Here is a 12486-nt window from a genome sequence, read left to right as displayed (position 1 = left end):
CCAGCACTGGGGCAGCACCCCGCACCCCCCTGTGCGCCCGTCGCGTCCGTGCCCCCCGCGCCCCGATCCTCGACCGCCGGAGGGGCTTGCGGGTACTCAGCCCTTCGCGCTGGCCTCCGACAGTGTGTTCGTGACGTCCACGAACCCCTTCCTCTCGGCCACCAGCCGCCCCTTCCGCACCACTTGGAACGTCACCTTCCGGTTCACGATCCGCGGATACGCCGACGAGCCCAGCATGTCCTCGTACCGCCACCGCAGCACCGGGGTGAGACCACCGGTGTCGACCTCGACGCCTCTGTTGAGGGCGGTCGTGATCTTGCTGCCGGTGATGTCCGGGGCGTTGATCGCCGTCACGATCTCCTTCAGCGCCGTGTATGCGATCCACGTCGTCTGGACACCTGTGTCGTCCGGGTCGATCCGGTTGTCGCCGAACGCGTGCTTCCGGATCACCGCGCGCATCTCGTCCCAGCGGGCATCCCCCGACTCGGGGTACCAGCCGGTGACGTACGCCCCCTCGAACGGGCTGTTCCGCCCGCCGGTGCTGTTGATCAGCGGCTGGCCGACGCTGCCGAGGACCGACGAGATCCGCACGGACCCGTCCGACGGTTCGAGACGGCGGAAGGAGTCGAAGAACGTCTCCGTGCGGTCCCCGAGCACCGCCGTCACGCACCCGTCGGACCGCCCCGCCCCTTCCAGCGCCTGCTCGGCCGCCCGGTCGTAGGACGTGGCCGCCTCCGCCGCCCGGACGTCGGTGGGCGCGGACCGCTTCTCCTCCGTCAGGCCGGTGCTGAGGAGCCACGCCTGGCCGTCGCCGCCCAGCGTGTCGGGGCGCACCAGGGAGACCCGCTCACAACTGCGGGCGAGCTGCTTGGCGTTGCCCGCCAGAAGCGCCGACTGGCCGCCGTTGACGGGGTACGAGTTGTAGCTGGTGAACTCCTCCGCGGAGGACCCGTAGCCGCCGATGTACGGGATCCCGGCGGCCTCCAGAGGCCCCATGAAGGAGTGCCCCTCCGGACTGTACGAGCCGACGACCGCGACCGCCTTCTCCGCGACCGCCCGCCGGGCGCAGTCCCCCGCGCTGCTCGACGTGTCGTCCTCGTTGCAGGTGACGACGCGCAGCTTGTGCCCGTCGAGCCCGCCGTTGTTGTTCACCCAGCGGGCATAGGCGCGGGCCATGGCCGTCATGCCCGCCATGTTCTCCGTATCCGGACCGTTGGAGCCGTCGGGGGCCCAGGTCACGACGGTGACGGGCTCCCTGGAGTCCCCCGAGGCCCCAGGGAGCGCACCGCAGCCGGTGATCAGCAATGCCCCGGCCGCCGCCGTACATGTGAGGAATGTGTAGGGGCGGGGGAAAGTGAGGCGTCGCCATCCGGTCATGGGCATGAACATTTCCGCGCCCGGGGTAACGCCGATGCGTGCTCCGTTCAACGCTCGGTGACGCCCAGGTGAATTACAGGGGCCGGTGCGAGCCCGGCAGGAGGGAACGTACGATCGACAACCGTGCAGCAAGGTTCGGAGAACACTTCCCGTCGCGGCCGTCGCTCCTCCACCATGGGCGGCATGCCGCTCAATGACGTTCCTTGGTGGCGCTGGCGCAGCAACGTGCGCTCGGCGCTGCACATGCTCTCCGACCCCGTCTTCCACCACGAGTGCTGGCTGGCCGGCCGGGAGGGGTACGGCGATGTCACCGACGCCGTGTACCGCCTGGTCGAGGACACCTGGCTGGACAACTGGTCCGCCGAGAAATACGTCGGCACGGTCTTCCGCGACTCCGGCGAGGCGGCCCTCGTCGACGTCGCCGTGCTGCGGGTGCTGCGCATCATGCACCAGGTCGGCGCCGACGCCCCCGTCTCCGCCTACCTGGAGCACCACGGCTGGCCGGAAGGCGTACGGGCCGCCCGTGAGGCGCACGTGCTGCTCGCCACGAACGACGGCGAGGACCCCGACACCCCGCCGTGCTCCCTGGACGTGCTCCGCATCATGACCAGGACCGCCTGAACCGGGAACGGTGTGGCACGCTACGGACATGACCGCGCCGCAGCCTGCTGAGACCACCCCGGAGCAGTACGTCCTCACCCTCTCGTGCCCGGACAAACAAGGCATTGTGCACGCCGTGTCGAGTTATCTCTTCATGACCGGCTGCAATATCGAGGACAGCCAGCAGTTCGGTGACCACGACACGGGTCTGTTCTTCATGCGGGTCCACTTCTCGGCGGACGCCCCGGTGACCGTGGAGAAGCTGCGGGCCAGTTTCGCCGCCATCGGGGACTCGTTCCGGATGGACTGGCAGATCCACCGCTCCTCGGACCGGATGCGGGTCGTGCTGATGGTCAGCAAGTTCGGCCACTGCCTCAACGACCTGCTGTTCCGCTCCAGCATCGGCGGGCTGCCGATCGACATCGCGGCCGTCGTCTCCAACCACACGGACTTCGCCGAGCTCGCCGCCTCGTACGACGTGCCCTTCCGGCACATCCCGGTGACCAAGGAGACCAAAGCGGAGGCGGAGGCACAGCTGCTGCAGCTGGTCCGCGAGGAGAACGTCGAGCTGGTCGTCCTCGCCCGCTACATGCAGGTCCTCTCCGACGATCTGTGCAAGCAGCTCAGCGGCCGGATCATCAACATCCACCACTCCTTCCTGCCGAGCTTCAAGGGCGCGAAGCCGTACCACCAGGCGCATGCCCGCGGTGTGAAGCTGATCGGTGCGACGGCGCACTACGTGACCGCCGACCTCGACGAGGGACCGATCATCGAGCAGGAGGTCGAGCGGGTCGGCCACGGCGTCACGCCGGACGAGCTGGTCGCGATCGGGCGCGATGTGGAGTGCCGGGCGCTGGCGCGCGCGGTGAAGTGGCACGCGGAGCGACGCATCCTGCTCAACGGGCGCCGCACGGTGATCTTCGCGTAGCGCGAAAGACGCCAGTGCCGTGACCGGCAGTGTTTGCGATGGGGCAGAGCTTGCCGGGAGGGGTGCTAGAGCCGGCTGAGCGACGCTGCCGCGAACAGCACGTCGCGGATCGTCTCGCGGTCGCCTTCCTGCCCGGCCGCCGCGTCGACGGGCGACACATGGCCCGCGACCAGCCGGCAGAACTCCGTGCTGTCCAGCGCCACCTGCGCGACCGCGTGGTCGCGCGAGCCGAGCGCGGCCGGGGAGTCCAGGGCGATGTACCAGTTGCCGCCGCCCGAGCCCTCGATTTCCAGACGGAGCGAACGGCCCGGCGAACCGGCCGTCACCAGATGGCGGGCGGGCGCCGCGAGCCCGGCCCGGCGGCGTCCGGCGAGGGCGGCCGGCAGGAGCCGGGCCGCCAGATCGATCATCCGGTGGAGATGGGCGGCGGACGGGGCCTCGTACGGATAGTCCACCGCGTCCGCGATGTCACCGCCGTGCACCCAGCACTCGAATGCCCGGTCCAGCAGGGCGTCCTGCAGCGGGAGGGCGAAGCCCCCGTACGAGACGGACAGCGCGGCGACCCCGCGGCCGGCGAACGACACCGTACGGATGAGGGCGTGGCTCTGGTCGCGCCAGGGTTCGCGGACGGCCCGGGTGGGCGGTCGTCGGGCCGCCGACCAGTACGTCTCGGTGCGCGGGGTGGGGGAGAGCGGGAGCTCGGAGCCGGCGTCCGTACCGCTCCCACCGCGTCCGCCGGCGCCGTCGGCGACCGGATCGTCCAGGCCGAGGGCGGTGCTGACCAGCCCGTCGACGGTCATGAGATGGCCGATCACCCCGGCGACCGTCGTCTTGCGGTTGACCTGTCGCTCACCCTCGAACCACTTCAGCCGCACCGGCGCATGCCAGTCCGAGCTGCCGATGTCACGGAGGAGCGCATCGAGGCGGGCGGTCTCCGCGTCGTACGGAACGGCCCAGCCCGGTACCGGGATCTCGGCCGGGCGACGGCTCAGACAGCCTTCGAGCACCCGGGAGCGCAGCAGCGGGTCGAGGTCCAGGCTGCGGTCGGTGTGCAGCAGACCGACCGCGTCGCGCAGCCGCAGCGCTTCGTCCGCGCAGGCGGCGCACCCGGGCAGGTGCGCCTCGACCGCCTCGGTCTCCTCGGCGGAACAGGCGGCCAGCGCCCAGGCGCCGAGAAGGGCCTTGAGCACGCGGTGGGGGAGCACCGGGGCGGGCGGTTGCGGTGGCGCCGCCGGGGATTCCGGTTCCGGGTCGGGTGCCGCCGGTTCACGTGTCGTGGGCCCGGGCGCCGTCGGTACGGCGCCGAGGTCGAAGTCGTCCGCCGCCGCCCGCGGTCCTGGTACGCGCCGCGCGCCCCGCACCTCGTCGTCGCGCCCGTTCGCGTCGTCGTCGCCGGTCACAGGATCCGTCCGTATCCGGGCGGCGCGGACCCCTCCAGTGGGAGGGTGCCGGCGGTGGAGAGCAGCTGCAGCCCGAGCCGCAGCCGGCGGCGGGCCTCGTCCGCGGTCACCCCGAGGTCGGCCGCGGCCTGCCGGTAGTCCCTGCGCTGGATGTACGCGAGCTCCAGTGCGGCCCGCAGCGGCGCGGGCATGGAGGCGACGATGTAGTCGGCGCGGGCTGCGGCCGTGGCGCGCTGCACCCGCTCCTCCAGCTCCTGCCGGGCCGCGGCGTCCTCACCCCCGCCGTTTTCGCCGTCCTCGCTGCCGTCCTCGCCCCGCGCGAACCGGGACGGTTCCGCGGCACGCAGGCGCTGCACGGACTGGCGGTGGGTGAGCCGGGCCACCCAGGACCGCATCGAACCCTGCTTGGGGTCGTACGCGTCGGGGTTCTCCCACACATACCCGAAGACCTCGCGGGTCACCAGGTCGGCGGCCGACTCGTCGTCGAGCATCAGGTGGGCCTGGCTGTGGACGAGTGAGGCGAAACGGTCGTAGAGCTCACCGAGGGCCGCCGCCTCGCCGCGTGCCAGCCGTTGCTGCATCCTGCGGTCCCAGCGGGGCGGTGCGTCTTTCGCCATAGGACCCCCAGCCCTGTCCCCCTCGTCACATCGAATGTAGTCGGCGGCACTCGCCCTGCAGGTGTCTTTGCGGCAAGTACGCCCCTGAGAACGCCCTGGAAGGTAGGGCATACGACATCCCGGGATGTTGGAATCGGACCTGAAGTGATCATTTCTGCCTGAAAACCCTTCTGTGTCTACTTCTGCGGGTCGGTGTTTCATGGGTGCGCGGCGGGGGCAGCCGCGAGGAGGAACGGATACTTCCGGATCGTCGGATTCCCCGGAACGAGAGGCCCAGTCGAGTGGCTCTGAAAGTGGCCGAGACCGAGCAGGGCGTGTGGACCGTGCTGCACATACGAGGCGAACTGGACCTGGTGACGTCGCCCGCGGTCCGCCAGTCCGTCCATGACGCGGTCGCCGTCGGGCGTCACGACGTGGTGCTCGACCTCTCCGAGGTGCTGTTCTGCGACTCGAGCGGCGTCAGCGTGCTGATCGCTGCCCGCCGTCTGATGCGCTCCTGCGGCGGGAGGCTGCGGCTGATCCTGCCGGCCCGCGGCGCGGAGGAGGGCTCCCACGTCAACCGGGTGCTCGCCGCCCTCGGCGTGCGCCGCCTGTTCGATGTCTACCCCGACTGGGACGCGGCCGTCGACGACGGAGCCCAGCCACTTTCGGCCTGAAACCATCCCGCCACCCGGCGTTAAGAGCAGGTTGTCACACCGGTGGCGCGCGTAAGTGACACGTGATGCCCGCAGGCGTCGTACGCTCCCCGCATGGACAGCGCAGAGTATGAGCGCAAGATTGCCTTCCGCTTCGCCGCCTTCGACCAGGACGGCAACGGATACATCGATCGCGCGGATTTCAACGCCGCCGCGGCCCGTCTGCTCGCCGAATTCGGTACGACGGCCCGCTGCGACAAGGGGCAGGCGCTCTACACCGGGGCCGAGGCGTTCTGGCAGGGCATGGCGGGCATCGCCGATGTCGACGGGGACCAGCGCGTCACCCGTGAGGAGTTCGTGGGCGGGGCCGTGAAACGGCTGCGCGACAACCCCGAGCGCTTCGCGGAGATCGCCCGTCCGTTCCTGCGCGCGGCGATCGCCGTGGCGGACAACGACGACGACGGTGCGGCCTCGGTGCCCGCCGTGGAGCGGGCGCTGAAGATCCTGGGCGCGAGCGAGGAGTCGGCAGGACTGGCCGCGCGGAGCCTGGACACCGACCACGACGGCAAGATCGCCGAGGACGAGGCGGTTGCCGCGTTCGCCGTCTATTTCACGGTGATCGAGCCGGACGCGTAACGGCCTGCCTCGCGACAGGGAGCCCACTCCCTGTCGCGAGGCAGGCCGTAAGCGCGCCGCTGACCGGGCCGGGTGCGTTCTCCTCGCCGAGATGGTCGGGACGACGAGCGTGTGCCCCGGAGCGAGGGCGTCCAGCGGGGCGAACGCGGAGACCACCGGCCCGCGGACGACTCACCGCGCCGAGTCATCCCGCATCGGGGTGCAGAAAACACAGTCCATGCCCCCGGACCCCGGCAGGCGGTGAGCGACGGCGGCGACCCGTTTTCGGTCAGGAGAACTGCTCCCGCAGCCTGTACTTGAGCACCTTCCGCAACGTCTCGTTGCGCGGCAGCGCGTCCACCACCTCCAGCTGCTCCGGCAGCTTGTGCACCGCGAGCCCTTCCGTGCGCAGATACCCGGCCAGCTCCGCCAGCGTCAGCGCCCCCGCCCCGGCCGGCTGCTCGACGATCGCGCAGACGCGTTCCCCGCGCTCCTCGTCCGGCAGTCCGATCACGGCCGCGTCGGCGACCCCGGGGTGGCGGTGGAGCAGGTCCTCGATCTCCTTGGCGGAGATGTTCTCGCCCTTGCGGATGATGATGTCCTTGAGCCGCCCGGTGAGGACCAGATGGCCGCTCTCCAGGAGATGGCCGACATCGCCGGTGACGAGGAAGCCGTCCGCGTCGAAGGCGTCCCGGGCCGCGTTCAGATAGCCCTGGCAGACGGCTTCCCCGCGGAGCCGTACCTCGCCGTCCGTCCCGTACGGCAGCGGCTTGCCGTCCTCGTCGGTGATCCGTATCTCCATGCCCTCGGGCGGCCGCCCCTCCGTCTCGGCGAGGTGCTCCACCGTGTCGTCGGGGGCGCCCATCGTGATCATGGGAACCTCGGTCATGCCGTAGCCGTGGGTGAGCTGGACGCCCATCTCCCGTACGACCGCGTGGTAGATCTCCGGCGGTTTCGGCGCCCCGCCGCCCGCCAGCAGCCGCAGCGTGGGGACCACCTTGCGCGTCGGGTCCTTGCGCTGTTCGGTCAGGAACATGGAGTAGAACGCGGTCGAGCCGCCCGCGACCGTCACCCCGTGGCGCCGGTAGTCGTCCAGCGCCCCGTCCATGGCGAAGTGCTCGAACAGGACTGCGGGGAATCCGTACAGCAGCAGCATCACGGTGTAGTCGGGCCCGGCGATATGGGCGAACGGGAACGCCATCGAGCCGATGTCGTCGGCCGACAGACGCAGTGCGTGGGCCAGGCACGAGCCGCCCGCGATCAGGCTGCGGTCGGTGTGCAGGACGCCCTTCGGGTCGGAGGTGGTCCCCGACGTCCAGTAGATCCAACGCACCGCCGTGCCGTCCGTCGGAGGGGGCGGGAGCACGGCGGGGTTGCCGTCCGGCAGCTCCTCGTACGCCTCGAGGACCTGCGGCGGTTGCTCGAGGTCCGCGGCGATCCGGTGCGCCATCGCCGTGTGGTCGAAGCCGCGCCAGGTGCCGGGCACGGCGAAGAAGGCGGCCTTCGACTCGCGCAGCGCGAACCCCACCTCGCGGTCCCGGTAGAACGGGATGACGGGCGACTGTACGGCCCCGATCCGGGTGAGGGCGAAGGAGAGCAGCGCCGTCTCCAGGCGGGTCGGCAGCTGCCAGGCGACGACGCTGCCGGGGCGCACCCCCCGTCCGTACAGGCCCGCCGCGACCCGCTCGCAGCGGTCACGCAGCTCGCCGAAGGTGAGGGTGCGGTCGTCCTGGAGGAGGACGGGGCGGTCCGGGGTCAGCGCGGCGCGGCGCTCGATGAGTTCCCAGAAGGTGGCCGATGCGCCCAGGGCGTGTGCGGTCTCGTTCACTGCGTTCCCCGCTCCCTCTTAGCTGACGGGTAGTCAGATGGTGCGGAGAGCGTAGAGCGCTGCGCCTTGTCGGTCCAGGGGTGCGGGGCTAGCGTGGGAGCCGAACCAAATCTGACTGGGCGTCAGATACATGCCTTGTGCGCCGAAGGGGACACCATGACGGAACTGCCTCGGATCGTCAGCGTCGACGACCATGTGATCGAGCCGCCGCACCTCTTCTCGGCCTGGCTGCCCGCCAAGTACCGCGACCGCGGCCCGCAGCCGCTCACCGCCGGGATCGGCGAGCTGGCGTACACGGGTGGCAAGTACGTCATCACCATGGATCCGGACGGGCCGCCGACCGACTGGTGGATCTACGAGGACCTGAAGTTCCCGTACAAGCGGAACATCGCCGCCGTCGGCTTCGACCGCGACGACATGACGCTGGAGGGCATCACCCGGGCCGAGATGCGGCGTGGCTGCTGGGACCCCGTCGAACGCCTCAAGGACATGGACCTCAACCATGTCGAGGCGTCGCTCTGTTTCCCCACCTTCCCGCGCTTCTGCGGCCAGACCTTCGCCGAGGCCGAGGACAAGGAGGTCGCGCTCGCCTGTGTGCGCGCCTACAACGACTGGATGGTGGAGGAGTGGTGCGGCGACAGCGGCGGCCGGCTGATCCCGCTCTGCATCATCCCGCTCTGGGACATCGGCCTGGCGGTCGCCGAGATCAGGCGGAACGCCGCCCGCGGGGTGCGGGCCGTGACGTTCTCCGAGATCCCCACCCATCTCGGCCTGCCGTCGATCCACACCGGCTACTGGGATCCGTTCTTCGCGGTCTGCCAGGAGACCGGCACGGTCGTCAACATGCACATCGGGTCCAGCTCGCAGATGCCGGCCGCCTCGCCGGACGCCCCGCCCGCCGTACAGGCCTCGCTCTCCTTCAACAACGCGATGGCCTCGATGATGGACTTCCTGTTCAGCGGAGTGCTGGTGAAGTTCCCGCAGCTGAAGCTGGCGTACAGCGAGGGGCAGATGGGCTGGATCCCGTACGCCCTGGAGCGCGCCGACGACGTGTGGGAGGAGCACCGGGCCTGGGGCGGGGTCCGCGATCTGATCCCGGAGCCGCCGTCGGCGTACTACTACCGGCAGATGTTCTGCTGCTTCTTCCGCGACAAGCACGGGGTCGCGTCGCTCGACGTGGTCGGGCGGGACAACGCCACCTTCGAGACCGACTACCCGCACGTCGACTCGACCTTCCCGCACACGAGGGAGGTCGCGCTCGACCACGTCAAGGGACTGGACGACGAGACCGTCTACAAACTGATGCGCGGAAACGCGATCAGGATGCTGGACCTGGATCTCGACCGGGACCGGGGCCGGTAGTGGATCTCGCGGACACGGACGAGGAGCAGGAGTTCCGGGCGCGGCTGCGGGAGTGGCTCGCCGCGGTGCTGCCCGGGCTGCCGGCGAAGCCCGGCCCCGACGACTGGCCGGGCCGGCGGGCCTACGACACCGCCTGGCAGCGCATGCTGTACGACGCCGGGTACGCGGGGCTGCACTGGCCCGTCGACGCGGGCGGGCGGGGCGCCACCCCCACCCAGCACCTGATCTTCCTGGAGGAGACGGAGCGGGCCGGGGCGCCGTACGTCGGCGCGAACTTCGTCGGGCTGCTGCACGCGGGTCCCACGATCGCGGCCGAGGGCACGGCCGGGCAGCGCGCCCGCTGGCTGCCGCCGGTGCTGCGCGGCGACGAGATCTGGTGCCAGGGGTTCAGCGAGCCGGAGGCGGGCTCCGACCTGGCCTCGCTGCGGACCCGGGCGGTCCGGGACGGCGACCACTACGTCGTCACCGGCCAGAAGATCTGGACCTCGCACGCGGAGGTCGCCGACTGGTGCGAGCTGCTCGTGCGGACGGATCCGGCGGCGCCGAAGCACCGCGGGATCAGCTGGCTCGCGATGCGGATGGACGCCCCCGGCGTCACCGTCCGCCCGCTGCGCACGCTCGCCGGATCCACCGAGTTCGCCGAGATGTTCCTCGACGAGGTGCGGGTGCCGGTCTCCCACCGGGTCGGCGCCGAGAACGACGGCTGGCGGGTCACCATGGTCACCCTCTCCTTCGAACGCGGTACGGCGTTCGTCGGCGAGGTCGTCGCCTGCCGCCGCACCCTGAGCGCCCTGGCCGCCGAGGCGCGGCGCAGCGGCCGCTGGGACGACCCGGTGCTGCGCAGGACGCTCGGCAGGCTGAACGCGGAATTCCGGGCGCTGTGGCGACTCACCCAGTGGAACGTCGGCGAGGCCCAGCGCAGCGGCGGCGTCCCCGGCACCGGCGGCTCGGTCTTCAAGCTGCGCTACTCGCAGGCCCGCCAGGAGCTGTACGACGCGGCCGCGGAGGTGCTCGGCGCCGACGGGGCCGATCTGGACCGGGAATGGGTCCTGGACCGGCTGACCTCGCTCTCGTACACGATCGCCGCGGGCACCTCGCAGATCCAGCGGAACATCGTCGCCGAGCGGATCCTCGGCCTGCCGAAGGGGCGGTGAGCGGACTGTGGACTTCCAGCTTTCGGACGACCAGCGGGCCCTGCGGGCAGGCATACGGGAGCTGCTCGCCGGTCGCTTCGGGAGGGACCGGATGCGGGCCGCGCTCGACGCGGGCGTGGCCGTCGACCGGGGGGTGTGGGGGGAGCTGGGCGCGGCCGGGTTCTTCGCGCTGCGGCTGCCCGAGGCGGACGGCGGCGTGGGGCTCGGGCTGCCCGAGTCCGTGCTCCTGTTCGAGGAGGCGGGGCGGGTGCTGCTGCCCGGACCGCTGGTGGCCACGCATCTCGCCGCGGGCGCGGTGGGGGCGGTGAAGGGGGCGGCGGACGGCGGGGCGGTGGTCGCGGTGCTGGACGAGGGGCGGCCGGTGGCCCATCTGGAAGCGGCGGACGCGCTGATCGCCCTGGGTCCTGTCCGGCCGGGAGGGCCGGCGCGGGTCCTGGAGGGGGACGCCTTGCGGGAGCTCGTACGGACGGCGCGTCCCGTACGGTCACTCGACCCGCTCACGCCCCTGCACCGTGTGACGGCGGGCGTCGAGGACGGGGCCCCGCTGCCCGGTGCGACGCCGCTCCGGCTCGAAGGCGCCCTGCTGGCCGCTGCGGAGCAGCTCGGCAGCGCCGCCCGGACCACCGAGATGGCCGTCCAGCACGCCCGTGAGCGCGAGCAGTTCGGATCGCCGATCGGCGCCTTCCAGGCGGTCAAGCACCTGTGTGCCCAGATGCTGGTGCGCGCCGAGGTGGCCCGTACGGCGGTGTACGCGGCAGCGGTGACCGCGGACCCGGCCGAGATCGCGGGCGCCAAGCTGCTCGCCGACGAGGCGGCCGTCCGCAACGCACGGGACTGCCTCCAGGTGCACGGCGGCATGGGCTTCACCTGGGAGGCGGACGTTCATCTGCATCTCAAGCGGGCGTGGCTGCGGGCCGGGCAGTGGCTGACGGCGGCAGAGGCCGAGGAGGCCCTGGCGGCAGATCTGTGCCGAGTGCACGCATGTGACGGGGGAGACCCCTGAGGTTCACGCTGCGGAGTTACGCAGTGCAGTCGGTATGCGCCGATACCGGCTTGTGTCCATTGCGTGATTCGTCACGGGCCGCAGTTGCCCTCTGCTCGGGTACGCTCCGTTGGATGCGAGTGGTTCTGGAATCCGGCGATCCGGGTGTTGCCCGTGCGGCGACTCCGGTCCGGACGAGGTGCCCTGCTCGCGTTCCACGCAGAAGCGCCTGGCGTGCCCGGGGAGCGTTCCCCGCGGCTTCGGTGCGCTGCTGTTCGACTCCCCGCGACGTGCGTCGCACAGTATGCAGCACGCGTACTCCTTCGCGCTGGAATATGCCCGAAGCGCTTGTTGCGGTGACTGTACGTCAACCATGCTGTCTCGTAAGGGAATCACGTTCCGTGATCCTGAGGAGGCGCGAGGCGATGTGTCCGCCGGTTCGGATGGTGTGAGCGGTGCAGGTGCTTCAGGTTCAGCTGGAGGTCGGTCCGGATCCCGCGGAGGTCGGGCGGGCCCGTAGATGGGCGCGGTCGAGACTGGTCGGCTCCGGGATAAGAGACGACGAGCCACTGGCCGAGACGCTCATCCTGCTGATCTCGGAGCTGGTCACCAACGCGGTCGTCCACACCGGCTGTCCGGCTGTGCTGCGCATGCTGTTCGGCGCGACGGGAGCGGCCGGGACGGCCGGGACCGTACGGGTCGAAGTGGCCGACACCAGCTGCCGCCCGCCGCAGCAGCGGCACGCGGAGGGCGAGGACACCGGCGGCCGCGGCCTGGAGCTGGTCGACGGTCTCGCCGACCGCTGGGGCTGGCAGCCGGAGGGCGCCGGAAAGCGGATCTGGTGCGAGGTGGACCGGGGCGCGCCGGTGGTGCAGATGCGGACGGGTGCGCACGGTCCGGGCGTGCCGGGCATCGGCGCCCAGAGCACGGGCCCGTACGAACCGTCGCGCGCCGTCACACATCGCGCATAGCAGCCGGAATGTGCTGG

At 71.1% G+C, this 12486-nt stretch carries 12 protein-coding genes; 8 read left to right on the top strand and 4 right to left on the bottom strand.

Going from position 1 to position 12486, the window contains the following annotated elements; translation table 11 throughout:
- Positions 1-96 precede the first annotated feature (96 nt).
- The gene (locus OH809_RS18525) at positions 97-1377 is read right to left on the bottom strand and encodes an ABC transporter substrate-binding protein (protein WP_406515341.1); all 1281 of its coding nucleotides are present in this window, start codon (positions 1375-1377) and stop codon (positions 97-99) included.
- Between the two features lie 174 nt (positions 1378-1551).
- On the opposite strand from OH809_RS18525, the gene OH809_RS18520 reads away from it, so the two are divergent.
- Both OH809_RS18520 and purU read left to right on the top strand, forming a co-directional pair.
- Positions 1552-1998, top strand: a complete 447-nt coding sequence (locus OH809_RS18520; RefSeq protein WP_406425121.1) for an SCO4402 family protein — start codon at positions 1552-1554, stop codon at positions 1996-1998.
- Positions 1999-2026: 28 nt separating this feature from the next.
- On the top strand, positions 2027-2905 hold the full coding sequence (purU, locus tag OH809_RS18515; protein ID WP_406515340.1) for a formyltetrahydrofolate deformylase: 879 nt from the start codon (positions 2027-2029) through the stop codon (positions 2903-2905).
- A gap of 65 nt (positions 2906-2970) precedes the next feature.
- Here purU and OH809_RS18510 read toward each other — a convergent pair whose 3' ends face one another.
- Positions 2971-4305, bottom strand: a complete 1335-nt coding sequence (locus OH809_RS18510) for a maleylpyruvate isomerase N-terminal domain-containing protein (RefSeq protein WP_406515339.1) — start codon at positions 4303-4305, stop codon at positions 2971-2973.
- Positions 4302-4922 carry an RNA polymerase sigma factor gene (locus tag OH809_RS18505; protein ID WP_406515338.1) on the bottom strand — a complete coding sequence of 207 codons (621 nt, stop codon included), beginning with the start codon at positions 4920-4922 and terminating at the stop codon, positions 4302-4304. The genes OH809_RS18510 and OH809_RS18505 overlap by 4 nt, the downstream gene beginning before the upstream one ends.
- A gap of 281 nt (positions 4923-5203) precedes the next feature.
- On the opposite strand from OH809_RS18505, the gene OH809_RS18500 reads away from it, so the two are divergent.
- Positions 5204-5578, top strand: coding sequence for an STAS domain-containing protein (locus tag OH809_RS18500; protein ID WP_406515337.1), 375 nt, complete (start codon positions 5204-5206; stop codon positions 5576-5578).
- Positions 5579-5671: 93 nt separating this feature from the next.
- Positions 5672-6193, top strand: coding sequence for an EF-hand domain-containing protein (locus tag OH809_RS18495; protein ID WP_406421371.1), 522 nt, complete (start codon positions 5672-5674; stop codon positions 6191-6193).
- A gap of 268 nt (positions 6194-6461) precedes the next feature.
- Here OH809_RS18495 and OH809_RS18490 read toward each other — a convergent pair whose 3' ends face one another.
- Positions 6462-8000, bottom strand: coding sequence for a class I adenylate-forming enzyme family protein (locus tag OH809_RS18490; protein ID WP_406515336.1), 1539 nt, complete (start codon positions 7998-8000; stop codon positions 6462-6464).
- 156 nt (positions 8001-8156) lie between these two features.
- Here OH809_RS18490 and OH809_RS18485 point away from each other — a divergent pair, with 156 nt between their 5' ends.
- The 4 genes from OH809_RS18485 to OH809_RS18470 all read left to right on the top strand — a co-directional run bounded on the left by OH809_RS18485 (position 8157) and on the right by OH809_RS18470 (position 12469).
- Positions 8157-9362 carry an amidohydrolase family protein gene (locus OH809_RS18485; RefSeq protein WP_406421372.1) on the top strand — a complete coding sequence of 402 codons (1206 nt, stop codon included), beginning with the start codon at positions 8157-8159 and terminating at the stop codon, positions 9360-9362.
- The gene (locus OH809_RS18480; RefSeq protein ID WP_406421373.1) at positions 9362-10516 is read left to right on the top strand and encodes an acyl-CoA dehydrogenase; all 1155 of its coding nucleotides are present in this window, start codon (positions 9362-9364) and stop codon (positions 10514-10516) included. The genes OH809_RS18485 and OH809_RS18480 overlap by 1 nt, the downstream gene beginning before the upstream one ends.
- A 7-nt stretch (positions 10517-10523) precedes the next feature.
- Positions 10524-11519, top strand: coding sequence for an acyl-CoA dehydrogenase family protein (locus tag OH809_RS18475; protein ID WP_406421374.1), 996 nt, complete (start codon positions 10524-10526; stop codon positions 11517-11519).
- A gap of 434 nt (positions 11520-11953) precedes the next feature.
- Positions 11954-12469 (top strand): ATP-binding protein, encoded by a 516-nt coding sequence (locus OH809_RS18470; RefSeq protein ID WP_406421375.1) that lies wholly within the window; start codon positions 11954-11956, stop codon positions 12467-12469.
- The last annotated feature ends 17 nt before the right edge of the window (positions 12470-12486 follow it).

The organism is Streptomyces sp. NBC_00873 (genome assembly GCF_045207415.1).
In the GTDB taxonomy this organism is placed as follows: domain Bacteria; phylum Actinomycetota; class Actinomycetes; order Streptomycetales; family Streptomycetaceae; genus Streptomyces.
The sequence above is the reverse complement of the archived record's forward strand: the minus strand, read 5'-3'. Positions and strand labels throughout refer to the sequence as shown.